At 39.0% G+C, this 25117-nt stretch carries 19 protein-coding genes; 3 read left to right on the top strand and 16 right to left on the bottom strand.

From position 1 onward, the window contains the following. Positions 1 to 47: 47 nt before the first annotated feature. The 7 genes from gltX to AC1EJ0_RS07910 are packed head-to-tail and all read right to left on the bottom strand — an operon-like array spanning position 48 to position 10736. Positions 48 to 1523 carry a glutamate--tRNA ligase gene (gltX, locus tag AC1EJ0_RS07940; RefSeq protein ID WP_480023927.1) on the bottom strand — a complete coding sequence of 492 codons (1476 nt, stop codon included), beginning with the start codon at positions 1521 to 1523 and terminating at the stop codon, positions 48 to 50. Then, the gene (locus AC1EJ0_RS07935; protein ID WP_480023928.1) at positions 1516 to 3237 is read right to left on the bottom strand and encodes a proline--tRNA ligase; all 1722 of its coding nucleotides are present in this window, start codon (positions 3235 to 3237) and stop codon (positions 1516 to 1518) included. Before AC1EJ0_RS07935 ends, gltX begins: the two co-directional genes overlap by 8 nt. Then, a complete protein-coding gene (locus AC1EJ0_RS07930; protein WP_480023929.1) occupies positions 3224 to 5044 on the bottom strand; it encodes an ABC transporter ATP-binding protein in 1821 nt (606 codons plus the stop codon). Before AC1EJ0_RS07930 ends, AC1EJ0_RS07935 begins: the two co-directional genes overlap by 14 nt. A 2-nt stretch (positions 5045 to 5046) precedes the next feature. Beyond that, positions 5047 to 6828 carry an ABC transporter ATP-binding protein gene (locus tag AC1EJ0_RS07925; RefSeq protein ID WP_480023930.1) on the bottom strand — a complete coding sequence of 594 codons (1782 nt, stop codon included), beginning with the start codon at positions 6826 to 6828 and terminating at the stop codon, positions 5047 to 5049. Between the two features lie 10 nt (positions 6829 to 6838). Beyond that, positions 6839 to 8452 carry an MBL fold metallo-hydrolase RNA specificity domain-containing protein gene (locus tag AC1EJ0_RS07920; protein WP_480023931.1) on the bottom strand — a complete coding sequence of 538 codons (1614 nt, stop codon included), beginning with the start codon at positions 8450 to 8452 and terminating at the stop codon, positions 6839 to 6841. After that, complete coding sequence (gene thiI, locus AC1EJ0_RS07915; RefSeq protein WP_480023932.1) at positions 8449 to 9606, bottom strand: tRNA uracil 4-sulfurtransferase ThiI; 1158 nt, start codon at positions 9604 to 9606, stop codon at positions 8449 to 8451. The genes AC1EJ0_RS07920 and thiI overlap by 4 nt, the downstream gene beginning before the upstream one ends. After that, entirely contained in the window at positions 9603 to 10736 is a 1134-nt protein-coding gene (locus tag AC1EJ0_RS07910) for a cysteine desulfurase family protein (RefSeq protein ID WP_480023933.1), read from the bottom strand. The genes thiI and AC1EJ0_RS07910 overlap by 4 nt, the downstream gene beginning before the upstream one ends. 198 nt (positions 10737 to 10934) lie before the next feature. On the opposite strand from AC1EJ0_RS07910, the gene AC1EJ0_RS07905 reads away from it, so the two are divergent. After that, complete coding sequence (locus tag AC1EJ0_RS07905; RefSeq protein WP_480023934.1) at positions 10935 to 11843, top strand: selenium metabolism-associated LysR family transcriptional regulator; 909 nt, start codon at positions 10935 to 10937, stop codon at positions 11841 to 11843. A 430-nt stretch (positions 11844 to 12273) separates the two neighbouring features. Here the strand turns inward: AC1EJ0_RS07905 and AC1EJ0_RS07900 are convergent, their stop codons facing one another. The 5 genes from AC1EJ0_RS07900 to AC1EJ0_RS07880 all read right to left on the bottom strand — a co-directional run bounded on the left by AC1EJ0_RS07900 (position 12274) and on the right by AC1EJ0_RS07880 (position 17751). Further along, entirely contained in the window at positions 12274 to 13230 is a 957-nt protein-coding gene (locus AC1EJ0_RS07900) for an ABC transporter ATP-binding protein (protein WP_294796586.1), read from the bottom strand. A gap of 12 nt (positions 13231 to 13242) precedes the next feature. Next, a complete protein-coding gene (locus tag AC1EJ0_RS07895; protein WP_480023935.1) occupies positions 13243 to 14280 on the bottom strand; it encodes an ABC transporter ATP-binding protein in 1038 nt (345 codons plus the stop codon). A gap of 9 nt (positions 14281 to 14289) precedes the next feature. Continuing rightward, positions 14290 to 15177 carry an ABC transporter permease gene (locus tag AC1EJ0_RS07890; protein WP_294985408.1) on the bottom strand — a complete coding sequence of 296 codons (888 nt, stop codon included), beginning with the start codon at positions 15175 to 15177 and terminating at the stop codon, positions 14290 to 14292. 9 nt (positions 15178 to 15186) lie between these two features. After that, positions 15187 to 16116 carry an ABC transporter permease gene (locus AC1EJ0_RS07885; protein ID WP_480023936.1) on the bottom strand — a complete coding sequence of 310 codons (930 nt, stop codon included), beginning with the start codon at positions 16114 to 16116 and terminating at the stop codon, positions 15187 to 15189. 81 nt (positions 16117 to 16197) lie between these two features. Further along, positions 16198 to 17751 carry an ABC transporter substrate-binding protein gene (locus AC1EJ0_RS07880; protein ID WP_480023937.1) on the bottom strand — a complete coding sequence of 518 codons (1554 nt, stop codon included), beginning with the start codon at positions 17749 to 17751 and terminating at the stop codon, positions 16198 to 16200. 299 nt (positions 17752 to 18050) lie between these two features. Here AC1EJ0_RS07880 and AC1EJ0_RS07875 point away from each other — a divergent pair, with 299 nt between their 5' ends. Then, complete coding sequence (locus AC1EJ0_RS07875; protein ID WP_480023938.1) at positions 18051 to 18176, top strand: hypothetical protein; 126 nt, start codon at positions 18051 to 18053, stop codon at positions 18174 to 18176. A 635-nt stretch (positions 18177 to 18811) separates the two neighbouring features. Here AC1EJ0_RS07875 and AC1EJ0_RS07870 read toward each other — a convergent pair. From AC1EJ0_RS07870 to hutH, 4 genes are read right to left on the bottom strand one after another with little or no spacing between them, the layout of a single operon-like run. After that, the gene (locus tag AC1EJ0_RS07870) at positions 18812 to 19450 is read right to left on the bottom strand and encodes a helix-turn-helix transcriptional regulator (RefSeq protein WP_320603954.1); all 639 of its coding nucleotides are present in this window, start codon (positions 19448 to 19450) and stop codon (positions 18812 to 18814) included. Further along, entirely contained in the window at positions 19440 to 20702 is a 1263-nt protein-coding gene (hutI, locus tag AC1EJ0_RS07865; RefSeq protein WP_320603951.1) for an imidazolonepropionase, read from the bottom strand. Before hutI ends, AC1EJ0_RS07870 begins: the two co-directional genes overlap by 11 nt. Then, a complete protein-coding gene (locus AC1EJ0_RS07860) occupies positions 20680 to 22719 on the bottom strand; it encodes a urocanate hydratase (RefSeq protein WP_304018135.1) in 2040 nt (679 codons plus the stop codon). The genes hutI and AC1EJ0_RS07860 overlap by 23 nt, the downstream gene beginning before the upstream one ends. Before the next feature lie 22 nt (positions 22720 to 22741). Continuing rightward, on the bottom strand, positions 22742 to 24271 hold the full coding sequence (hutH, locus tag AC1EJ0_RS07855; protein ID WP_480023939.1) for a histidine ammonia-lyase: 1530 nt from the start codon (positions 24269 to 24271) through the stop codon (positions 22742 to 22744). Positions 24272 to 24492: 221 nt separating this feature from the next. On the opposite strand from hutH, the gene AC1EJ0_RS07850 reads away from it, so the two are divergent. Continuing rightward, a complete protein-coding gene (locus AC1EJ0_RS07850; protein WP_480023940.1) occupies positions 24493 to 25116 on the top strand; it encodes a DUF3841 domain-containing protein in 624 nt (207 codons plus the stop codon). Position 25117: the final 1 nt, after the last annotated feature.

Below are 25117 nucleotides of genomic sequence, written 5' to 3'. Positions count from 1 at the left end.
AAATGGGCTCTGCATCGCGCAAAGCCCATCATAATTTTCCTAATAATTTATTTAAATTTATCTAGTCTCTTGAATATCTTTTCCTTACCTAATAAGTAAAGTATCCTATCCATTTCTGGTCCGTGTACTGAGAAGGAAATCATCGCTCTAACTGGCATATAAAGGTTTTTGCCTTTGATGCCTGTCTTCTTTTGTATGCTCTTCATGAATGTCTTTGCGTAATCAAGTGTAATTTCGTCTACTGATGAAAGCTCTTCTTCGATAGCGTTTGCAAGCACTTTAGCGTTTTCCGCATTGTCGCCTTCTAAGAATTCTTTTGTTTCGTCTGCAAGTGGAAGCTCTTCGAAGATGAATCTTGCCTTTTCTGGCAATTCTGTCATTAAAGATATATTATCCTTAAGTGTGTCGATTAAAACTTCCATGTACTCTTTATTATCTTTTGCAAAATCTTCTGTGATTAGTCCTGCCTTAATTAGTTCTTCGCTTGCTTCTTCTCTTAATACATTTATATCTTGATTTCTTAAGAATTGTGCGTTTACCCAATCAAGTTTGTCTTTGTCGAAGATGCCGCCTGTCTTAGAAACTCTTTCAAAGGAGAATTCTTTGATTAGCTCATCCATGGTAAATATTTCTTTATTATCTTCTGGTGACCAGCCAACTAGTGCTAAGTAGTTATTTAACGCTTCTGGCAAATAGCCTTTGTCTTTGAAGTCTTCTACTGATACGTCGCCTTGTCTCTTTGATAATTTCTTTCTATCTTTGTTAAGTACTGTTGGTAAGTGAACGTACTCTGGTTTTTCCCAGCCAAGTGCTTCGTATAAAAATACGTGCTTTGGTGTAGATGGTAGCCACTCTTCCCCTCTAACGATGTGTGTGATGCCCATTAGGTGGTCGTCGACTACGACTGCCATGTGATATGTTGGGAAGCCGTCAGACTTTAGTAGTACTTGATCATCGATATCTTCTGTGTTGATGGTGATGTCGCCTCTAACTACGTCGTGGAATGTTATGTCTGTATCCTTTGGTAATTTTAGTCTAACTACGTATGGCTCGCCATTTGCAACTCTTTTCTTTGCTTCGTCAAGAGGAATATTTCTACAGAAGCCATCATACTTTGGTATAAGGCCCTTGATTTGTCTTTCTTCTCTGATTCTGTCAAGTCTTTCCTTGTCGCAGAAGCAGTAGTATGCCTTGCCTTCTTCGATTAGCTGATCAACATATTTTCTATATATATCAAGTCTTTCTGATTGTATATATGGGCCGTAGTCACCTTTTTGAACTACCTTGCCATCTTCAATGAAAACGCCTTCGCTGTAGTGTATGCCAGCCCAGTGAAGTGAGTTTATCAAGTTTTCTATAGCGCCTTCGACAAAACGTGTTCTGTCTGTGTCTTCGATTCTTAAGATGAAGTCGCCGCCCATCTTTTCAGCGAATAAGTAGTTATATAGCGCTGTTCTTAATGAGCCTATGTGCACAAAACCTGTTGGCGATGGTGCAAATCTTACTCTAACTTTTTTATCCACGATTATTCTTCCTTTCCTTTATATAAGCAATTATCTTGTTAATAGCTTCGCTAGCATCTATCTCTTCATTTTCCATCTCACGACGAGTCGAGTACTCAACTTTGCCTTCGCTAGCAAGCTTACCTACTGTAATTCTAAGAGGTATACCGATTAAGTCTCTGTCATTGAATTTAACGCCGGCTCTTTCCGCTCTGTCATCAAGAAGCACTTCGACCTTCTCTGCCAATAGCTTTTGGTAAATTTCTTCAGCAAGCTTATTTTGCTCTTCGTCTTTTACATTGACTATTGTTACGATGGCTTCGTATGGACATGATGATATTGGCCAGATGATACCCTTTTCATCGTTGTTTTGCTCAACTATGGCAGATACTGTTCTTGATATACCAACGCCGTAGCAGCCCATCCAGAAGTATTCGTCCTTGCCATTTTCATCCAAGAATGTTGCCTTCATTGATTTTGAGTACTTTTGACCAAGTTGGAAGATGTTTCCGACTTCGATGCCTCTCTTGAACTCAAGTTTGCCACCGCACTTAGGGCAAACATCGCCCTCAGCTATCATTAGTAAATCGTCTACGAATTCAAATTTTTCGTCTTCACTTATATTATAGTTCATATAGTGATAATTTTCTTCGTTAGCGCCTATGACCATGTTTTTGATATTCTTAACTCTTTCATCAGCGATAAGTCTATCAGCCTTTAAGCCGATAGGACCAGTATAGCCTGGGAAGGAGCCCATAGCCTTGATGTCTTCGTCGCCCATCATCTCAATCTCATGCTCTGCGCAGCCAAGATGCTTTATTAATTTTGTTAGGTTTAGCTCTCTTGATCCTGGTATGAAGACAACGATCTTTTGTCCCTTAACCATTAGGTCAACTGCCTTAAGGCATCTATCTTTATCTACTTTTAACAGTTCTGCTAGGTCGTCAATAGTTTTAACGCCCTTAGTCTCAACTTTTTCAAGCTCTTTTATATCTTCGCTACTATTGTCATATTTATAAGCTACTTCTGCTTTTTCATCAGTCGCAGAAAAATCGCAGCTATCGCAATATGTGATCACGCCTTCACCAACATCTGAAAGTGCAGTGAACTCGTGTGACTCGTTACCACCGATGGCTCCAGAGTCGCCTCTAACTATCCTGTAATCAAGTTCAAGTCTATCGTAGATGTTTTCGTACGCTTCCCACATGTTCTTGTAGCTGGCTACCATGTCCTCTTGAGTCTTGTCAAAAGAGTAAGCGTCCTTCATCAAAAACTCTCTCGCTCTATTGATACCAAATCTTGGTCTCTTCTCGTCTCTGTACTTAGTTTTGATTTGGTAGATATTTATTGGCAGCTTCTTATATGAGTTCACATCGCTTCTTACAAGGTCTGTGAAAAACTCTTCGGCTGTTGGCGCAAGACAAAATTCTCTGTCGTTTCTGTCCTTTAACTTAAACATCTCTGGTCCGAAGGTATCCCATCTACCCGACTCTTCCCAAAGCTCTCTTGGCTGAACAGCACTCATGTTGATCTCTTGAGCGTCGTGTGAGTCCATCTCTTCTCTAACTATAGCCTCGATCTTTCTGATTACTCTGTAGCCAAGGTTCATGTATGAATAAATTCCTGAGGCGCTCTTCTTGATAAAGCCGCCTCTTAATAGTAGTTTATGTGATGCAATCTCTGCTTCGCTAGGATCCTCTCTCAATGTTTTAAAAAACATTTTACTCATTCTCATAGCTTTCTTCCTCCTCTTGGTACTCGTAGTTTTCTTTTTGCGCGTTGAACATCTTGTAGTAAAGGCTGTCAGTCTTTTGCATTAGATTGTGATGCGTGTCAAAGTCCTCTACAGTACCGTTATTTATTAACAAAATTCTATCGCAGAATATCGACGAACTCATTCTGTGTGAGATGTATATCGATGTCTTCTCTTTAACAAGATAGTTGAAGTTCTCGTAAATCTCTGCCTCGCTCTTCGGATCAAGAGCCGATGTTGGCTCGTCAAGTATAACAAGCTCGCTGTCCTTGTACAAGCTTCTTGCAATTGCTAGCTTTTGGAACTGTCCTTGCGATAGTTTTTCTCCCGTTTCAGAGTAGCCCATGGAAACCTTTGTGTCCATGCCGCTGCTTAACGAATTTATTTTATCATATATATCAATATCTTTCAATACTTTAGTAACTTTTTCTCTGTCGTAGTCAGTCGTTGATGCAACAGTCTCTGCCACAGGGAAGTTATATATATTGTAGTCTTGGAAAACAACCGAGATAAATTTTTGGTACTCGTCCATCTTTATCTTGGATATGTCAAGACCGTTAAGAAGTATCTCGCCCTTTGTTGGCTCGTATAGCCTTGTCATTAACTTGATGATGGTAGTCTTACCAGCTCCATTCAGACCTACTATAGAAATTTTTTCGCCCTTATTGATCTTAAAGGATAAATTCTTTAGTACATAATCTTCAGAGCTTGGGTACTTGAACCAAACGTCTTTAAACTCAATCGTGTCAATGGACTTAGGCATATCGTACTCGTATGCTTTTGCTTTTTCTTCAGGTAACATCATAAATCTATAGTACGGCTCTGTCATGTTTCTCATCATAATCATGTTGACATAGTTTTGCGAGATGATTCTAACTCTTTGGTTGAAGTTAACAAAGGCCGATGTGTATAGAGCGAAGGAACCGATTGAAATTTGCGGGCCAAAAACGCTCGATACAGCTCTTACTGATATATAGATGTAACTTAAAGCTCTTGATACACCGTCTAAGATACCGCTAAAGAAAAATGAAAGTGAGTTTATGGTATACATATTCGCTATACCTGCGCTTATGTCCTTCATCAGCTTATATATTGAGCCATTGACCAAGTCATGCATGGAGAATAGCTTTACATCCATCATCTTACTATTGTCATAAATAATATTCATGTAAGCAGAGAATTTTCTGTTTATATCTTCAAGTGAAGCTAAGAAGTCTCCCATCTTCTTGTTCGCCCAAGCGCCTATGACAAAGTTTAGGCACGCTACTAAAAGAAGTATTACACCTAAAACCCAGGAGAAGCTAAAAGCGATTACCGCTAAAAATATTACTACTACAAATGAAACAAATACTTCCGCAGCTATTTGAACGAAGTTTGCTAGAGGTGATTGAGTGCTCATGATGAAGTCTGCTTGGTCCTTAAGATTCATGTAATCTTTGTTCTCAAGCATAGAGTAATCAAGTTTCATAGTCTTTTCGCATATATTATAACGAATTCTTTGTTGCACGCCAGGAAGGTCTACGTTGTTGATGTAGTTGTTGACATAGCCAGGTATCTTAGCTAAGACAACGTTTGCAAGCACCATAAGTACTACATAAGTCACTATCTCGAAACCTCCGCCATTCATTATTGAGTCAATAACTAGTTTTGGCAAGAATACATTTATTAGTAAAAGTCCTGCTGATGACAGTGAGGCTAGTAAGATTAAAAATACTGTTTTCTTGGAGTATTCCCAAATTGATTTGATCATGAAGCCATATATCTTCATGTGTTCTTTAAAGTTCTTCATATTTAGGCCTCCTTAGTATAGTACTTACCTTGTATAGTGAACATTTCGTAATATTCACCCTTCTTCTTCATAAGATCATCGTGAGTACCCTCTTCGAAGATCTTTCCGCCCTTAAGAAGTATAATTCTATCGCAGAACTTTGTCGATGAAAGTCTGTGTGAGATGTATATCGAGGTTCTATCCTCTCTTAAGTCATTTAGCTTAGAATATATCTCGTGCTCAGCAAGTGCATCTAAGTTTGCTGTCGGCTCATCAAGTATAAGTATAGGTGAGTCCTTGTACACAGCTCTCGAGATGGCAAGTTTTTGTTCTTGTCCGCCCGATAGTTCAAGAGCGTCCTTAGCAACTTCATGAGACATGTTTCTTTCGTAAGCGTTTTTCTCTTCTTCGATACGCTCCTTAAGTCCCACGTCCTCTATGGCTCTCTTGGCTCTTTCCAAGTCATAAGTTTCATGCATAGAAATATTATTACCAAGTGTATATGGATATATATTTACCTGTTGGAATATGCAGGCAAACATCTTATACAGCTCCTCTTCCTTAAACTCGTTGATGTTTATGCCATTAAGAAGTATCTCGCCTTCGTCCGGTCTAAATAGTCTTACTAATAAATTGATTATGGTTGACTTGCCCTCACCATTGTTACCAACTAGGGCAATGGTTTCATTCTTAGCTATCTTAAAGCTTAAGTTGTCAAGTACTTTCTTATCTGTATTTGGATAAGCGAAAGTAACATTTTTAAACTCAATATCAACGGCGCCACTAAGTCTATCTCTAGTACCATGGTCTGAGCTTAACTTATCTGTTTCAAGTAAATCATACATATTTTCTACGTAAATAGTTTGATTAACAACAAAAAACTCGTAGTCTTCTATAGCTCTGTCTGCCAATAATACAAATTGTAGCATAAGTGTTAGATACATCAAAAAGCTACCTGTATCAACTGAGCCATTCTTAAAGCTAAGTATAAGTGTATAAGCAAAAATGCCTTGCGCAAGAATTAAGATTAAAACTGATAAAAGGCTCTTTCTAAATGTTTTGTTAACAGCTCTTAGGCTAAAACTCTTTCTCTTATTGATAACGTTTTTGTAAGCATTAAGTATCATGTCTTTTAAGTTAAAAAGCCTAATCTCTTTGCCAGATTTAAAATCGCCAGCAGTTTTATTGTAATATCTAATCTCATCAGTTATTTTATTAATCTCGGCATCATTATCTCTTACTTCTTTGTTTGCTTGTCTTTGTGCGTAGGCATAAGTAATTGCATATAAAAGTAATAATAAACCTGTTAATGGTGATAAAGCCGTAATTACTCCGCCAATAAGTATTAGTGAGAGAATTATAGGTGCGGTTCTTGCAAACTCTCTAAGCATACCAACAACGCCGCCCCAGTCACCACTTGTTGCTTCAAAGGCCATGCCATACATCTTAAAGATGGATCTATCACTTATGTATTTAAAGTCAGTAGTCGCAATCTTTTTATTTTGCTCATGCATTAACTCAAATCTAGTTTTATTAGCTACTGTTAGTACTTGATTTGAGCAGTAAAGGCTTACGCCCTCAACTAAGAACTCCAAGGCAAAAAAGCCAAGTGAGATTAGTAAAATCCTTCTAATCGCGTCTGTACCAGGATTTTCTACGACTCCAACTATTAGCTTAGGCATTAGTGATAAAACTAGTGGAGCAAAGGCCCCTAAGATGCAGGCAAATAAGATGTATAAAATCATCTTTTTGTCAGCTTTGATCGCGTCCCCAAGCAGGCGCTTCAGTGTTTTTGTGTACTTCATTTTTCTCCTCCTACGAGTTAAGTTCTTTATTGACGTTAACTAGGGCAAGCTCTGCCTCGTCAAGTGCGTCCTTAAGCTTCTTACTCTTCTTTAAATTTTCCTTCGTATATAATTTATTTGAGCTTTTAACTATGTTTGAGAAAGCGGCTAATAGATTGTCGAAGCTCTTCTTAAGCTCTTCTTCACCAGCGAGCTTGTTCTTATGAACCTCAATCCTTGCGCTTTCGCCAGTAGCTAGGTCAATTGTTTCGCCAAGCTTTGGTGCGTATACCTCAAGACCTTGGTCTCTAGCTATCTTTTGCTTTAAAATTTCTTGTGCATCGCTCTCGCCATGAACCAAGAATACTTTTTTAGGCTTTCTTTCATAAGCATCTAGCCACTTTAGTAGCATATTTTGATCGGCATGTGCAGAAAAGCCTTGTAAGTCATAAACTTCTAGACCCACGTCCACCATTTGACCAAAAAGCTTGACTCTTCTTACGCCGCTAAGAATGATGCGGCCTAAAGAGCCTTCTGCTTGGTAACCAACTATAACAAGCGAGTTTCTCTTATCCCAAAGACAGTTCTTTAAGTGATGCCTTATTCTGCCTGCTGTCATCATGCCTGACGATGCGATGATGACCTTTGGCGCCTCGTCTGCATTAAGTGCCTTTGAGTCCTCTGTTTCGCGAATGTACTTTAAGTGCTTAAACATAAGTGGATCATCGCCCGACTTTAATAGCTTTTGTGTTTCTTCGTCTAAAATATCGTAGTTACGCATAAATACTTCTGTCGCGTCGACCGCCATCGGCGAATCAAGAAAAACTCTTACGTTTTGATTCTTTCTCTTCTCGAACTCTTTGTTTAATAAGTATATAAGCTCTTGGCTCCTACCAACTGCAAAGCTTGGTATTAGAACGGTTCCGCCTCTGGCAACAGTCTTGTCTATGATATCAATAAGCTTTTGAGTGCTGTCCGTAATTTTCTCGTGATTGCGATTGCCATAAGTTGACTCCATGATGACATAGTCAGCGTCCTTGATGAAAGTCGGATCCTTTAGTAGAGGCCTGTCCGGCATACCAAGGTCGCCAGAAAATACAAGTTTAGTCTCTTTGCCATCTTCATTTATGTAAATTTCCAAAATGGCTGAGCCAAGTATATGACCTGCATCTCTAAAGATGATTTTGATCCCATCAAAGAGCTCTACTTCTTCACCATAAGCATAGCCCCTTAAAAGCTTAAGAGTATCATCAACGTCAACATCTGTGTAAAGAGGCTCAACTGGGTCAAGGCCTTGACGAAGATTCTTCTTAGTCTCAGTCTCAGCGTCTTGCATACCAATCTTTGCCGAGTCGTAGAGCATGACTGGAGCTAGGTCCATAGTCGCCTTAGTCATGATGACTTCGCCGTCGTAGCCGTCCTTGACCATCTTCGGAAGCCTTCCTATGTGATCGATGTGTGCGTGAGTGATTAAAACCTTGTCAATGTCCCTTACATTGTAGTCAAATGGCCTTTTGTTGAGCTCTTCAAGGTCCTTACTGCCTTGAAACATGCCGCAGTCTATGACTATCTTCTTGCCACAGGCTTCAAGCAAATAGTTGGAGCCAGTTACTTCTTGTGCCGCGCCTAAAAAACTTAGTTTCATAGTAATTCTCCTTTTTTATATATATCCTCTACAATTGCATCGATATCAATTTTTTCTTCTTCGCATTTAACATCAGCGATTAGTGGTCTCGTTTGTGGATGGTCTGGCGAAAATACTGAGCAGCAGTCATCAAATGGCTCTATGGACTTATCATAAGTGCCTATCTTTTTCGCTATGTCAATGATGTCAAGCTTATCGAAGGCTATGAGCGGTCTAAAGATGACCATGTCTGTCGCATCCTCTATCGCTTTAATTCCGTACATTGTCTGTGAAGCGACTTGGCCGATATTCTCCCCTGTGATGATGGCGTCGTAGCCCTTGTCATGAGCTAGCTTTTTCGCAACGCGCATCATTATCCTTCTTGAAACAACCGTTGTGTACGAAACATTCATATTTTGATTGATGGCTGTGTATGCGTCAAGCATATTATATGAATATAGCTTGATGTCACCTGTGTAAGCAGCGACTATGTCTCTAAGGCCTTTAACCTTCTCAAGTGCTTGCAGCGAGGTAAATGGATATGAGTGAAAATGTATCGCGTCGACCTTAACGCCGCGCTTCGCCATCATATATAGAGCGACTGGACTGTCTATACCGCCTGATAAAAGACAAAGCGCCTTACCATTAGTCGCCTTTGGCATACCGCCTAGTGCCTTGTACTTCTCTACTGAAACGTAGGCAAACTTCCTTATATCAACATAAACTTCATGTTCGGGCGTATGCACGTCAACTTTTAGTCCGTCCGTATTTGTGAGTATGGCAGCTCCTATATCCCTTGATAGCTCCATCGAGTTAAGTGGGAACTTCTTATCCGCTCTTGTTGATGATGCCTTGAATGTGCCTTTTAAATTCTTTTCCTTAACTAAGTCAATAGCGAGGCGCCTGATCACTTCAATATCTTTTTCACATCTATAAGCCTTTCTGATCCAAACTATGCCGAAGACTTTTTTTAGTGCTTCAATCGCTTTTTCAGATTTTGCATCGTCCACTTCTATAATAATTTTGCCGATATCGTTATAAAGGCTATCGTAACCGATATCTTTTAAGTTTTTGTCGATGTTTGAAATAAGTTTTTGCTCGAAGTACCTTCTGTTGCCGCCCTTTAGGTGCATCTCACCCTCACTTATGATTAAATACACTTTATCCATCATCATTTTTTAACACTCCTAATAAATTTAACCGCTTTTTTAATAAGTTCCGCCGCTTTTAAGACCTCTTCTTCAGTGTTCATCTCAGAAAATGAAATTCTAACCGTCTCTTCAGCTTCTTTTTCGCCGTATCCATAGCCCTCAAGTACGCGCATGTGCTTTTTTTGCTTCGATGAGCAAGCAGAAGACGTTGAAATGTAGACCTCATCTTGCTCCAAGATATGAACTAGTACCTCTGCCTTGATATTATCAAAAGCTACCGACATAACGTATGGCGAATAGCCCTCGCCCTCTGAGTGAACGTTAACGCCATCAAGCTCTTTTAGGCTAGCTATCATTTTATTTTTTAAATCATTTACATATTTATAATTATTTTCAAGATTTTTATCCAAAATTTTAACCGCTTCGGCAAGAGCTAAAACACCCGGAACATTTTCAGTACCTGCTCTTAGAGAAAATTCTTGCTCGCCGCCATAGATAAGCGGCTTAACTAAGTTCATATCGAGTGTGTAAAGGCAGCCAATGCCCTTAGGCGCGTGAACCTTGTGACCCGACATCGAAAGAAAATCAATGTTTCCTTCGCTTAGATCAATACGAAGCTTGCCAAAGGCTTGAACCGCGTCAGTCGCAAAAATTATATCTGGGTAAAGCTTCTTTACTTCACGAGAAATGCTTTCTACGTCTATAATGCTGCCCACTTCGTTATTCACATGCATAAGCGAAACGAAGCCAAAACCATCATCAAGCTTAGCTAAGACATCATCTAAAGTGATTTGTCCGTCCTTAGGATGAATTTTTGTCACTTCAAAGCCATTGGCCACAAGATTGTCAATAGGCTTGTTCATCGCTTGATGCTCGACCGCCGTCGTCAAAATTTTCTTTTTCTTTATATCCTTAATTGAATTTACAATAATGTTGTTCGCCTCACTCGCGCAAGACGTAAAAATGATTTCGCCAGACTTTATATTAAGGAAATTTTTGATAGTCTCCCTAGCCTCTTCAAAGTCATTCCTTAGTAAAAAGCCTGCCTTATGTATGCTCGATGGATTCGCATAAGTTTCTTCAAACGCATGAAGCGCCGCATCCATCGCCTCTTTATATACTTTTGTTGTCGCACAATTATCTAAATAAATCATAAACCTCACCACTTCTATTATATTATAAAGCCGTGAAAATAGCAATGAAAAACGCATTCTCACGGGAAAATTTAAATATTTATATCGTGACTGCCATAAACGTAAAATATTATTTGAATAATCGTAATATTTGCATAATTAGCTTGAAAAAAATCAATACTTGTGATAAAATATCTTTATATATGAGGAGGGAAGAAAATGGATATCAGACAAATAGAAACTTTTGTTGAAGTCGTTAGGCTAGAAAGTTTCTCGAAAGCTGCAGAAAAGCTCTTTATAACTCAGCCAACTGTGTCAAATCACATAACCGCTCTTGAAAAAGAGGTCGGCAGTGAACTTATTGACAGAAGCGGTAGGCTGTTTCGAATTACGCCGACAGGCCAAATTTTGTACGAGCATGCGGAGAAGATCATCGATCAGATCAACAATGCTAAGTATGAGATTGACGCCTACGACCAAGGTCTGCAGGGTAAGATAAGCATTTTGTCGAGCTCCATCCCTAGAGAGTACATCCTTCCTGATTTGATTAAGTCTTTCCTTGAAGAGCATCCGAAAATCAGTTTTTCGCTGCAAGGTAGTGACTCGAAGGAAGCTATCAAGTGTATTCTTACATATGAGAATGACTTTGCCATCGTTGGCAAGATGAATGACAACCCCAAGCTTGATTTTGTTAAACTCGTTAAGGACTCAAGTGTACTTATAGTGCCAAATGACAAGTTTGAAAACCTTGAGAATGGTGATACAGTTAAGTTTGAAGACATACTCGATGAAAACTTTATTCTTAGGGAGTATGGTTCTGCCTCGCTCGAAACCATAATCAACGCTATATATCAAAGCTCGAAAGACGCTAGAAAGCTTAGGATAGTTGGCACATGCGATGACAATGAAGCAATCAAGTCCTTAGTAAGCAAAGGCGTTGGCCTTAGCTTTATGAATAAGATTGCGGTCGAAAGAGATATCAAGGAAAAGAGATTTAAGTACCTTAACATAAAAGGTGTGGATTTCTCAAGAGACTTTTACTTCTTGTATCACAGAGAAAAGCCTCTAAGCCCACTTGGTAAGAGATTTAAGGACTTTGTCCTAGATTATGTAAAGAAAAATAAATAGATAATGTTTTTTATGGAGTTAGTTTTTTCTAGCTCCTTTTTTGTGCTCTAAGACATAAAGAAGCAGATGCACCTAAGATGCATCTGCTTTTGTAGTCACTAATTTATTTAAATTAGATCTTAAATTTTATTTTTTAGATAAAACAAGATAAATATGCAATTTAAACACATTTACAATATCAACTTAACTTTATCCACAAATTTCGAAGAGAAAAGAAGAACCTCGTCCTAAAGTCCGAGAACCTTTACGCTATGATGGATAAGACTAATATATCAATCCGTAAGCTAAATCCTCTTTATTCACTAATTTTTTAGATAAAACAAGATGATTATGCGAAGTGGAGAATTTATCAAGCGATCTCGTACTTTGTCGTACGTGGAGCGAAGATAGATTCGAACGAGCATAAGGGCTTGTTTTAGCAAAAAATTTTTTATTTAACTAAGTGACAGGCTACAAAATGTCCCGGTTCTACTTCTTTTAGAGTAGGATGAGGACCATTGCAAACGCCTTCATCTCTCATCGGACATCTGCCGTAGAAAACGCATCTGTCTGGTGGATCTATTGGGCTCGGTACGTCGCCTTTTAGTATGATTCTTTCTTGTTTGTAGTTATACTCAGGTACTGGTATTGCTGATAGTAGTGCCTTTGTGTATGGATGTAATGTGTTTTCAAATATTTGCTTGTAATCTGCTAGTTCAACCATACGGCCAAGATACATTACTGCGACTCTGTCTGAAAGGTGACGAACAACTGAAAGGTCATGTGATATAAATAAGTATGTTAGTCCCTTTTCTTTTTGTATGTCTTGAAGAAGATTTAGTACTTGGGCTTGAATTGATACGTCAAGTGCTGATACTGGTTCATCAAGTACTATAAACTCAGGTCTCATTACTAAGGCTCTTGCGATACCAATTCTTTGTCTTCTACCACCATCTAGTTCGTGTGGGTAGGAGTTCATAAGTCTTTTTTCAAGACCTACTGTTTCCATCATTTCAAGAACAACTTTTTCTATCTCTTTCTTACTATCGTAAATTTTGTTTACATAAAGTGCGTCCGCAATCAAGTCAAATGTGTTAAGTCTTGGGTTTAGTGATGAATATGGATCTTGGAAGACGATTTGCATTTCGCGTCTTAATTGGTGCATTTCCTTTTTAGTCTTACGGTTCATGATGTCTTCGCCGTTAAACCATATTTCTCCGCTTGTTGGCTCATGTAATCTGATGATTGCACGACCAGCTGTTGACTTACCACAGCCTGATTCGCCTACTAGGCCAAGTGTTTCGCCCTTTTTTATCTCAAAGTTAAGGTCTTCAACTGCATGTAGAACGCCCTTCTTAGTCGGAAAGTACTTACATAAATGTTTTACTTCAATGAAATTTTCGCTCATAACTTTCCTCCTCTACTTTTCTTCTGATTCAGAAGCTGTTTCTTCACTAGCTTCATTCTTAGAGCCGTCTATATCCATAGCTCCGTCCTTGTATAAGAAGCACTTAACAAAGTGACCTGGGCTTACTTCATAAACCGGTGGTTCGTTTGTTTTGCACATTTCCATGCACTTAGTGCATCTTGGATGGAACTTACATCCAGTAGGTAAATTTGTTGGGTCTGGTGTCATTCCTGGAATAACTTGAAGTCTTTCAACGTCACCAGTTAATTTTGGTATTGACGAGAAAAGTCCAACTGTGTATGGATGCTTCTTGTCTGTGTATATATCCTTAGTAGTACCGCTTTCAACAACTTCGCCAGCGTAAACAACCGCTACCTTATCAGCAATTTCAGCTATAACACCTAAGTCGTGAGTAATCATGATGATGGATGTATCAAACTTGCTCTTAAGCTCCTTCATTAGCTCCATAACTTGAGCTTGAATAGTAACGTCTAGAGCAGTTGTTGGCTCATCCGCAATGATTATCTCTGGGTTACAAGCAAGAGCCATCGCAATAACGATTCTTTGCTTCATACCACCAGAAAGTTGATGAGGGTAGTCATTAACTCTTTCGCGTCTGATACCTACTAGGTCAAGCATTTCAAGAGTCTTTTCTTTTCTGCCGTTCTTATCAAGTTTAGTGTGAAGAGCAAGAACTTCTTCTATTTGCTTACCTATAGTCATAACGGGGTTAAGACTTGTCATTGGGTCTTGGAAGATCATGGAGATCTTTTCCCCTCTAATCTTTCTCATATCTTTTTCTTTAGTTTTTAATATATCCTTACCATCGAACTCAATCTCACCTGAGCTAATAATTCCAGGTGGATCAGGTACTAGGTTAAGTATTGCAAGAGCAGTAGTAGTCTTGCCGGCACCTGTTTCTCCAACAAGGCCAAGTGTCTCTTTCTTGTTTAGAGACAAGTTCATGCCATTAACGGCTTTAACAACACCCGAATCTGTATTGAACTCAACAGATAGGTCTCTTATATTAAGTAAATTTCCTTTTTCCATAGTAACCTCCTACCTCTTAAGCTTAGGGTCAAGTGCATCTCTAAGACCATCGCCCATAACGTTAAGAGCAAAGATGGTGATAACGATGGCTAAACCTGGGAACAATGTGATGTGTGGGAAGTCCATGATATATGAACGACCATCCGATAGCATAGCGCCCCACTCTGGTGTAGGTGGTTCAAGTCCAAGTCCTATGAAGGATAGACCTGCCGCGTTAATGATTGCGTAAGCAACACCTAGAGTCGCTTGAACGATGATAGGTGCCATACAGTTTGGAATTATATGTTTAAAGATAATTCTAAAGTCACTTGAACCATTGGCCTTTGCTGCTTCAACAAATTCGTTATCTTTTATAGTTAAAACAGAGCTTCTAACGATTCTGGCATATGCTGGAACCGAGGCTATACCAACGGCTATCATTAAGTTACCAAGGCCAGTACCTAGTGCGCTCATGATTGCTATAGCTAAAAGTATATCTGGTATAGCTTGAAGCACGTCTATGAATCTCATGATTATAGTGTCGACCTTACCGCCGTAGTAACCAGTTACAGCGCCTAGTGTTACACCGAATACCAAGGCGATGGATACGGATATGAATCCGACTTTCAAACTGATTCTAGAACCATAAACGACACGAGAGAATATATCACGGCCTAAGTGGTCTGTACCGAAGATAAATTCAGAGTTTGGTGTTTGATATGTTGGACCAACCATGTCATTGAAAGTATATGGGGCAACAACGTCTGCGAATATCGCTACCAAAACTAGCAAGATAAGTATAAATAGACCTACCATAGCTAGTTTGTTTCTCTTCATTCTTTTTAAAACTTCACTAAGACCTGTTTGTCTTTTTGATTTTCTTATTGATTGCTCTTTTTTCATATTTTTTTCTGCCATATCATTCACCTACATATATTGACTCTTAACTCTTGGGTCTATGAATGTATATAGTATGTCGACAATTAGATTTACAAGAGCAAATGTAACTGCAACGAATAATACACATCCCATAACAAGAGGTATGTCTCTCATCTTGATTGAATCTACCATAAGTCTGCCTATGCCAGGTATACTAAATATAACTTCAGTCATTAGAGCACCGCCCATAAGTTGTCCGAATTGTGTACCGATAACAGTAGTGATAGGGATTAAAGCGTTTGCCAAAGCGTGCTTCCTAGTGATGACCTTTTGTTCTTGACCTTTTGCCTTAGCAGTTCTGATGTAGTCTTGTCTAATTACTTCAAGCATGGAGCTTCTTGTTTGTCTAGTAATAACTGAAACAGATTGAGCTCCTAGTGCTATTGCTGGTAAAACCCATTGATTAGGCATATCAAAGCCTGATGCAGGTAGCCAGCCTAGTTGCACACTAAATAGCATGATTAGTAGTAAACCTAACCAGAATACTGGCATTGATATACCTATTAGGGCGAATATCATTGTCAAGTTATCGAATATACTATATTGTTTTACAGCTGAGATAATACCTATAGGTATACCTAAGATAACTGCGAATGTTATAGCTAAAAATGCTAGTCTAATTGTTGCGCCTGCTCTGTTGCCAATTTCTTGCACAACAGGCATTCTTGTTCTGTAACTACGACCTAAGTCACCTTTAAACACTAGGTTAGATATGTATCTACCAAATTGCGTGAAGAATGGATCGTTTAAGCCAAGTTCTTCTCTAAGTTCTGCTACTTGCTCTTCTGTGGCTGATGGGCCTAAGATGTTACGAGCAGGGTCTCCAGGTGTTATGTATAATAACCAGAAAACGAAGAGACTTACAAGCAAGATAACAGGTATTAAATAGAGGATTCTCTTAATAACGTATTTTATCATAATGCCTCCGATATAATTGAACTATGTTAGGGGGAAGATATCCTCCTCCCCCTTCACTATTTGTAATATTCTTATATTTTACTACTTTGTCTTAACTTCTACTTTGTTTAATTTGTAGTAACCAAAGCAGTTCATTTCAAAACCTTCAACATTCTTAGATGTTGCTACAGTTAATTCTGACCAGTATTCAGGGATCCAAATTTGATTGTCAAGAATGTACTCTTGAGCTTTTCTATAGATTTCGCCTCTCTTTGTTTCGTCAAGTTCTTGTCTAGCGTCATCAAGTAGTTTATCCATTTCTGGGTCTTCTAACCAGCAGTAGTTACCGCCTTCGCCCTTTGCACTTGAGTGGAAGCAAGGGAATAAGAATGCGTCTGGGTCTGGTGTATCAGAATTCCAAGCGATTTCAAACATATCTTGTTTAGCATTCTTTAATACATCGTTGAATGCAGACCATTCCATAACGTTGATAGTTACGTTGATACCAACTTCTTTAAGTTGTTCTTTGATGATAGTTGCCATGTCAACACGTTGTTTTCTTTCGTTAGTAGAGATAGTTGTATCAAAACCGTTAGGATATCCTGCTTCAGCAAGAAGTGCCTTAGCCTTTTCAACATCTCTTGCTCTAGCCTTAGTTTCTCCACCTATAGAGTATTTTAATGATGGTGGCATTGAGTTAGATGCAGTTTTTCCTAGACCTAACCAAACCTTTGGAATTAAGTCGTCCATATCGATAGCGTATGCTACAGCTTGACGAACCTTTGGATTATCGAAAGGTGCCTTTTGAGTGTTGAATCCTAGGTAAGTTGTACCATAGTCAGCTGATCTTAACATAACAAGATTTTCATCTTTTTCAACTTTTTCAACATCAAGTGGTTGTAGTTCATAAATGATATCTGCTCCACCAGTTTGAAGTTCAACTAGTCTGTTAGTTGGTTCAGGGATAATCTTGTATTCAACCTTAGCCATCTTAGCTTTTTCTCCGTAATAATCTTCGAATCTGCTTAACTTGATAGCATTAGCTTTAGACCATTCATCAAGCTTAAATGGACCTGTACCACAAACTTTATCAGTAGAAGTACCGTAGCTATCTCCAGCTGCTTCAACTTCTTTTTGGCAAAGGATTGATCCACCTGGGTGCATTAAAGATGCAATGATACCAGGATAAGGGAACTTAAGATTGAATCTTACAGTGTAATCATCGTCAGCCTTGATAGAGTCTTCATCGATAGTGTTAAATAAGTGCTTAACGTTAGGTGCTTCACACGCACGCTTCAATGAGAATACAACGTCTGATGCCTTCATTTCGTCTCCGTTATGGAATTTAACTCCCTTTCTTAAGTGGAAAACGTATTCAGTATCAGAAACCTTGTCGTAGCTTTCAGCTAGTAAAGGAACTTCTTCAGCCTTATCATTTAGTTCGAATAGACCTTCATAGATTTGAACTAATACTTTTGATGATGCGTTATCGTTAGTGCCCATTGGGTCTAGAGATATAGCATCTGAGTCGTTAGCGATTACAAGAGTGTCCTTGTCGCCTTTCTTTTCGCCAGTTGATTTGTTGCCACCAGCGCAGCCAGTAAGTACTGTCATAATAAGTGCTAGTGCCAAGATAAGTGAAATAAACTTCTTCATAAAAACCTCCTTGCATTTCTGCGTGTGCTTAGGGCCAAAGTAGTCCTAGCTATAGTTTAAGAGCTGCTATGTATGATACCTTCGTACACTTAGTAATATAGAATCGGTCTATTAATTCTATGTGCGCTCGTGTTAACGGCGATATACTCTACCTGATTAAAGCTCTTTTATATATTATACCACTAGTAGTTTAATAATACAAGCATTTTGATAAAAAATACCTCTTTGGTATGAATTTTTTCGAAAACAGAAATACTTATGCCAATGGAAATGCACTCGCCATGCCTATGGCATAGCATATGACGGGCGTTAGGCACATGACGGGCGTTAGGCACATGACGAGCACTAGGCGTATGTCGGACGTTAGGCATATAACGAGCATTAGGCGTATGTCGGGCGTTAGGCATATGGCGGGCGGCAGCTAAACTATTTTAATAGTAATGGGCTCAAATGCATAATCACAAAAATTGTGTCGCTCGCAAATCCATTTCCATAAAAATAGTTTTACACGCCAATCCATTCACATAAAATCGTTTTACACGCAAAAAAGATGCACCCATATACATAGGTGCATCCTAAAAAAAGAAGTTTAAAATGACTTTACGCAAAGTTTTTCCGCTCATTTATGCTTAACGTAAATTAATTAAATTTATTGTTTATTTGTATTTTTTTGCAAGTTTAATAATTGTATGAAATAAAATTATCTTTATTCACTAATTTATTAGATCCGTTTAACTTTATTCACAAATTTCGAAGAGAAAAGAAGAACCTCGTCCTTTCGTCCGAGAACCTTTGCGCTAGGATGGATAAGGCGATGTGGAACGAAGTTAATCAATCTTCAAAATCAATTTATCTTTATTCACAAGTTTTGCAGAGCAAGCGTGATGATTGTGCGAAGAAAATCAATTGATAAAATCAAATTAACTTTATTCACAAATTTATTAGATAAAATTGATGAGATTTGATTTGCGTAGAATTTTTTCTAGCGAGCTCGTACAGAGCGTACTTGGAGCGACGAAAAAATTCGAAGCATTCAAAGATCGCAATTTTAGCAATAAATTTAATTTAAGAATTTAATTGCTTGGGACCTCGACTTAACTCCCAACTTTTTATACAAATTTCTCGTATGCGTTTTGGTAGTCGATAAAGTGATGTAAAACCTGTCGGCTATCTCTTGGTTGCTTAAACCCTCTTTGATGCTTAGTAGGATTTGCTTCTCACGTGAGCTTAGTGTGTCGTAGAGCTCCTTGCGGTCCAAAAAATCCCCCAATTTTTGTTCCGTCTTAACGCTGAAGTTCTTTTTCTTCGACACGACTACTACCCCTTTTCTCATGTCAAGAAGTGCCTTTCTAAGTTCATCTCTTTTAAGCTCTTTGTCCATGATGCCGTCTAGGTGAAAGTCTTTTGGTGAGATAATCATCTCGAGGCTTGGTCTGTTTGTCATAAAGAGTATTCTGTAGCGCCTGTCCTTAAAGGCTAGCCTTTGCAAGTCGGCTATCCTTTTACTTTCATCCAGCTCATCATCGACGTATATAACAAAGTCTACGCTCTTCCTTGTTAAGTAGTCTTGAGCATCAGATGCATCTCTAAAGCTCTCAACGACATGCATATCGTTAAAAGCTGATAGAGAGGCATCTACGCCTAGGGCGTATATATCTGAACCGCCAACTATTAATACTCTAAATGATTTAAGCGCCATAAACTATTTTTCCGCTCTTAATCACTTTATAAGTGTGGTTTATACCGAAGTGATATACGAAGTAATCAATATTTTCACAGTTAAAGATGGCGATGTCGGCCTTCTTACCTACTTCAAGCGAACCTATGGATTCCGTTCTAAGTACGCTTGCTGCAGCGTTTATAGTTGCTGCATTGAATACTTCTTCTGCTGTCATTCTCATTTTGATTGAGGCTATTTGCATAGCTAGTTGAATGTTTTCAGATGGGCATGAGCCAGGATTGTAGTCTGTTGAGATACTTACTGGGCAGCCTTCTTCTATCATCTTTCTAGCTCTTGCGTATTTGCCTGTGTTAAGGTTAAATGCTGTCGATGGAAGTACGTTTGCTACGACTCCATTAGCTGCCATGGCCTTGATGCCTTCATCTGAGGCGCCTATCAAGTGATCTGCTGAAACACATTTTAGTTCGGCACTTAGTTCTGCTCCACCGAAGCTAATTAGTTCGTCAGCGTGTATCTTAAGCTTGAAGCCAGCATCTCTTGATGCCTGAAGCACTCTTCTTGACTCGTCTATAGTGTAAACACCGTCTTCACAGAAGATGTCAGCAAATTCTGCGAGGCCCTTTTCCATAACTTTTGGATTGTATTCATTTATAACCTTATTAATAAAGGCTTCTCTGTCATTTTTGTACTCATCAGGCATTGCGTGACATGGCATGAATGTTGATACTAAGTCGATTGGATGATCTTCGTTTAATTTTTTCACTACTTCTAATTGCTTTAGCTCTGTATCGAAGTCTTCTATGCCATAGCCTGATTTGGCTTCAACTGTTGTAACGCCATAGCTTAGCATGATGTCTAGTGATTTTTTCGCCTTTTCATAAAGCTCTTCGAAGCTTGCTTCTTTAGTATGCCTTTGTGTAGCGTGTATACCGCCACCCGCGTTCATTATGTCCATGTATGTCTTGCCATGAAGTTTCATGGAGAGCTCATTTTCTCTTGAGCCCCCATGAACAAGGTGTGTGTGTGAGTCTACTAGGCCTGGTGTAACTAATTTGCCTGTCGCATCGATGACTGTAGCCTTACTTTCATCGACGCCCATTGCCTTGTACTCATCCATAGTACCTAATGCTTTTATCTTATCGTCTTCTGTTATTATATATGCGTTTTTGATTATTTCTACTTCGCCTTGTGCTTTACCGGCTCTGACTGTGCCATGTGCCTTTGTTGCTAAAAGCGAAGATATATTTTTAATTATGACGCTTTGCTTCATATTCATCCACCTTTGCCATTTCTTTTTCTATAATCTTGTCGTCTACTAGATAAGGAATAGTAATGTGGTCAGTGTCTTTGTGATCCTTGTTATATTGTATTGCTGTTTCAATTGAGTGGTCGTTTCTAGCCCAGCTTCTTCTTGCTACACCGCTCATAACGTCCCATGGCATTGCTGCCTTTAAGATAGTATCTACTCTGTCTGATCCGTCTAGAACCATACCGAAGCCGCCGTTGATTGATTTACCTATACCAACACCGCCGCCGTTGTGTAGAGCTACCATGGACATACCTCTTGCGCAGTTACCTGCGAAGCATTGTGTAGCCATGTCTGCCATGATGTTTGAGCCGTCTTTGATGTTTGATGTTTCTCTAAATGGTGAGTCAGTTCCTGATACGTCGTGGTGGTCACGGCCTAGCATTATTGGGCCTACTTCGCCCTTTCTAACCATGTCATTGAACTTAAGAGCAATCTTTAATCTACCGATTTCGTCTTGGTATAAAATTCTTGCTTGTGAGCCAACTACTAATTGGTTCTTTTCAGCGTCTCTGATCCAGATGTAGTTATCAAGGTCTTGGCCTCTTCTGTCCTTGTCTATGCATTCCATAGCTGCGTGGTCAGTCTTAATTAGGTCTTCTTCCTTATTTGATAAGCAAACCCATCTGAATGGTCCGTAACCATAGTCAAATAGCATTGGTCCCATGATATCTTCAACATAGCTTGGGAAGATGAATCCTTCTGATTCGTCAACGCCGTTCTTTGCTATTTCCTTAACGCCTGCATCAAAAACTGATTTCATGAAGGAGTTACCATAGTCAAAGAAATATGTTCCTCTATCTACAAGTGTTTTGATTAATTCAAAGTGATGCTTTAATGTCTTGTCAACTAATTTGCAGAAGCCTTCTTTATCTTCAGCAAGCATCTTTGTTCTTTCTTCAAATGTTAAGCCTTGTGGGCAATAGCCGCCGTCGTATTGAGCGTGGCATGATGTTTGGTCAGAAAGTAGTTCTACATGAACGTTGTTTTTAACGCAGTATTCTAGTAGATCTACGATATTACCATGGTAAGCGATTGCTCTAGGAGTTTTGCTTTCTTTTGCTTCGTTAGCCCATTTGAATACTTGGTCAAGGTCGTCTGAACATTCATCTATCCAGCCTTGTTCAAGTCTTGTGTTGATTCTTGAGATATCAACTTCAGCGATAACGCCAACACCGTTAGCAATTTTAGCTGCCTTACCTTGAGCACCACTCATTCCTCCTAAACCTGATGAAATGAAGATGTGGCCTCTTAAGTCGCCATCGTGTGGAACGCCTAATTTTAGACGAGCTGCGTTAAGAACTGTATTGTATGTGCCGTGAACTATACCTTGTGGTCCAATGTACATCCAGCCGCCAGCAGTCATTTGTCCGTAGTTTGCAACGCCCATAGCAACTGCTTTGTGCCAATGTTTTTGATCGTCGAACTCACCTATCATTAATGAGTTTGTAATTATAACTCTTGGTGAAGTCTTGTGGCTTCTGAATAAGCCTAGTGGGTGACCTGATTCCATAACCAATGTTTGTTCATCAGTTAGATTTTCTAGGTACTTCTTAACTAGTCTGTATTGCATCCAGTTTTGCATAACTTGTCCTGTTTCACCGTAAGTAACAAGTTCATATGGGTATAGAGCTACGTCAAAGTCAAGGTTATTGTCAATCATTAATTGTATTGCCTTACCTTCGATGCATTTACCCTTGTATTCGTCAATGGATTTAGCCTTGATATTGCCCTCAGGTCTAAATCTGTAACCATAAATTCTTCCTCTAGTCATTAGCTCTTCCATAAATTCTGGAGCTAATTCTTCGTGTAATTCTTCTGGAATGTATCTAAGTGCATTCCTTAAAGCTAGCTCGATCTCATGCTTTGATAGAGTTAAATCTCTAACTGGTGCTCTTCTAACCTTTGGATCAATCTTATGCATTTCAGGTAAAACTGGATCAAGCTTGATTGTCATAGCATCTTTAACATCAAATTTCATAAGTAACCTCCTTACTTAATATCTATTTAAGTGCTCCTACAGCTTCTTCAACAGCGTTAAGAACCTTGTCATCAGCTAATAATTCTTCAGCTTTGTTGATTTCAAAGTACATAACCTTGTCTTTGTCGATGTAGTCTATTACTTTTCTTACTTCGTCGTAAGCAGCCTTAGTACCCTTACCAAGACCCTTGTCTCCTCTTATGTCAATAGCTTGGCATGCAGCAAACATTTCCATAGCTACAACTTTTCTTGCGTTTAGATAGATTTCTCTAGCTTTTCTAGCAGCTATAGTACCCATAGATACTAAGTCTTCTTGGTTAGCTGAACTTGGTATTGAGTCAACACTTGCTGGGTGAGCTAAAACCTTATTTTCGCTAACAAGAGCTGCAGCAGCGTATTGAACTATCATGTAGCCTGAATTTACTCCGCCTTCCTTAACTAAGAAAGCTGGTAGACCTTCTGATAATGCTGGGTTTACTAGTCTTTCTAGTCTTCTTTCAGATACGTTAGCTATTTCGCTTATACCAATGCCTAAAAAGTCAAATGGTAGAGCCATTGGTTCGCCGTGGAAGTTACCAGCACTGATAACTGCTTCATCATCAGGGAAGATGATTGGGTTGTCAGTAACAGAGTTGATTTCGATATCAACTTTATTCTTTACAAAATTAAATGTATCCTTTGATGCGCAGTGAATTTGTGGAACGCATCTTAGTGAGTAAGCATCTTGTACTCTTAAGTCGCCTTGGCGAGTGATGTTCTTTGATCCTTCAAGGATAGCTCTTACATTGTATGAAGTGTCATACATGCCTTGGTGCTTTCTAACGTCAGCGATTCTTTCATCAAATGCATCGATGATGCCGCCCATAGCTTCCATTGTAAGAGATGTAGCAACGTCAGCTAATTTAGCAAGCTTCATAGCATCATATAAAGTTAATGTACCAACAGCAGTTAAAACTTGTGTACCATTGATAAGAGCTAGACCTTCCTTGCTAGTTAATTCAATAGTTTGAATGCCAGCCTTGTCCATAGCTTCCTTACCAGTCATCTTCTTACCTTCATAGAAAGCTTCGCCTAGACCAAGCATAGGTAAAACCATGTGAGCAAGTGGAGCTAAGTCACCAGATGCACCTAGTGAACCCTTTTCAGGTATACATGGTGTAACACCCTTGTTTAGCATAGCAACTAGTGTTTCGATAGTTTCAAGTCTTGCACCAGAATAACCCTTTGATAAAGAGTTAGCTCTTAATAAGATGATGGCTCTAACGATGTCTTCGTCAAATAATTCGCCAACACCACATGAGTGAGACATAATTAAATTCTTTTGTAAATTCTTAGTCATATCCTTAGAGATATGTACTTCAGAGAATTTACCGAAACCAGTTGTGATTCCGTAGATAACCCTTTCTTCTTCAACAAACTTGTCAACAAGTTTTCTTGATGCAATGATTCTATCCTTTGCATCCTTAGAGATTTCAACCTCTGCGTGACATCTTGCTACCTTTACAACATCTTCGATAGTAAGGTCATTTCCATTGATAACGATCTTGTCCATAATATCCTCCTTTTACTAAGTTAGTACTCTGATAAAGTAAAAAGGAACGCACGTGGCGTTCCTCTTATCTATTATTATTAAAATTGTGAGCAATAAAATTAAAATGTATGTACATCATACCTCTCACCTCATCCTTAAGTATTATATCATAGAAATTATTTATAGTCAAGGATTAAAATTCCAAATTCGAAATATTGGGTATGAATAAATAGGTGATATATATGGAATACGTTAATCTTTACACAAGACAACATGAGAATAGCCTCTACGAATTAAAAAATAAAGGCGTCATACAAAACAAAAGGCTCTATGTCGGCTTGCATATGAAAGACATTTCGGACTTCTTCTTGGAAAAATATGATTACTTCGTGAAGATGGCTTCGCAAATAGTCGCTAAGCCAGACGAGATCAGCTACCCAATATGGTGCAGCGTCTCTAAAGACAACTGCCTCAAGCCCATTCACAAAGAAGTCGTTTATGCGATGACAGTGCCTAAGAGCGAAGTCATCTACTTCGATGGAGCTAAGTGGGACCTCGTTTTAAATAATCAGTACGTGCCACTTGATGCGGACGATGCAAAACGCTTCGAAAAAGAACTCAAGGCGCGCGGCGCGGGCCACAGCTTTAATATATTTGATAGGAAATATAATGAGATGTATGACGATATAAGAGAGACAATTGTCGCTAGCTGGGAGAGGATCTTCGAGATTACCGATAGAAGCGAGTTTGTCGTTCAGGCAAATCTTTGGCAGATTAAGGAAGAATGGATAAAACATATAATTTATCCAGACGATGACTTTTTTGAAATAGTGAAGGATATGGAAGAGACTTGGAAAAGTAAATAGC

This window comes from Fenollaria sp. C0166D3, from assembly GCF_056590255.1.
The sequence above is the reverse complement of the archived record's forward strand: the minus strand, read 5'-3'. Positions and strand labels throughout refer to the sequence as shown.

What these genes read in the sequence shown, in the direction of transcription:
- AC1EJ0_RS07920 (WP_480023931.1), bottom strand. Translation starts at nt 8,452, where the DNA reads ATGAAACTAAGTTTTTTAGGCGCGGCACAAGAAGTAACTGGCTCCAAC.
- AC1EJ0_RS07860 (WP_304018135.1), bottom strand. Translation starts at nt 22,719, where the DNA reads ATGAAATTTGATGTTAAAGATGCTATGACAATCAAGCTTGATCCAGTT.
- AC1EJ0_RS07885 (WP_480023936.1), bottom strand. Translation starts at nt 16,116, where the DNA reads ATGATAAAATACGTTATTAAGAGAATCCTCTATTTAATACCTGTTATC.
- thiI (WP_480023932.1), bottom strand. Translation starts at nt 9,606, where the DNA reads ATGATGATGGATAAAGTGTATTTAATCATAAGTGAGGGTGAGATGCAC.
- hutI (WP_320603951.1), bottom strand. Translation starts at nt 20,702, where the DNA reads ATGAAGCAAAGCGTCATAATTAAAAATATATCTTCGCTTTTAGCAACA.
- AC1EJ0_RS07930 (WP_480023929.1), bottom strand. Translation starts at nt 5,044, where the DNA reads ATGAAGAACTTTAAAGAACACATGAAGATATATGGCTTCATGATCAAA.
- AC1EJ0_RS07875 (WP_480023938.1), top strand. Translation starts at nt 18,051, where the DNA reads ATGACGGGCGTTAGGCACATGACGGGCGTTAGGCACATGACGAGCACT.
- AC1EJ0_RS07895 (WP_480023935.1), bottom strand. Translation starts at nt 14,280, where the DNA reads ATGGAAAAAGGAAATTTACTTAATATAAGAGACCTATCTGTTGAGTTC.
- AC1EJ0_RS07870 (WP_320603954.1), bottom strand. Translation starts at nt 19,450, where the DNA reads ATGGCGCTTAAATCATTTAGAGTATTAATAGTTGGCGGTTCAGATATA.
- AC1EJ0_RS07925 (WP_480023930.1), bottom strand. Translation starts at nt 6,828, where the DNA reads ATGAAGTACACAAAAACACTGAAGCGCCTGCTTGGGGACGCGATCAAA.
- AC1EJ0_RS07900 (WP_294796586.1), bottom strand. Translation starts at nt 13,230, where the DNA reads ATGAGCGAAAATTTCATTGAAGTAAAACATTTATGTAAGTACTTTCCG.
- AC1EJ0_RS07880 (WP_480023937.1), bottom strand. Translation starts at nt 17,751, where the DNA reads ATGAAGAAGTTTATTTCACTTATCTTGGCACTAGCACTTATTATGACA.
- AC1EJ0_RS07890 (WP_294985408.1), bottom strand. Translation starts at nt 15,177, where the DNA reads ATGGCAGAAAAAAATATGAAAAAAGAGCAATCAATAAGAAAATCAAAA.
- AC1EJ0_RS07850 (WP_480023940.1), top strand. Translation starts at nt 24,493, where the DNA reads ATGGAATACGTTAATCTTTACACAAGACAACATGAGAATAGCCTCTAC.
- AC1EJ0_RS07905 (WP_480023934.1), top strand. Translation starts at nt 10,935, where the DNA reads ATGGATATCAGACAAATAGAAACTTTTGTTGAAGTCGTTAGGCTAGAA.
- AC1EJ0_RS07910 (WP_480023933.1), bottom strand. Translation starts at nt 10,736, where the DNA reads ATGATTTATTTAGATAATTGTGCGACAACAAAAGTATATAAAGAGGCG.
- AC1EJ0_RS07935 (WP_480023928.1), bottom strand. Translation starts at nt 3,237, where the DNA reads ATGAGAATGAGTAAAATGTTTTTTAAAACATTGAGAGAGGATCCTAGC.
- hutH (WP_480023939.1), bottom strand. Translation starts at nt 24,271, where the DNA reads ATGGACAAGATCGTTATCAATGGAAATGACCTTACTATCGAAGATGTT.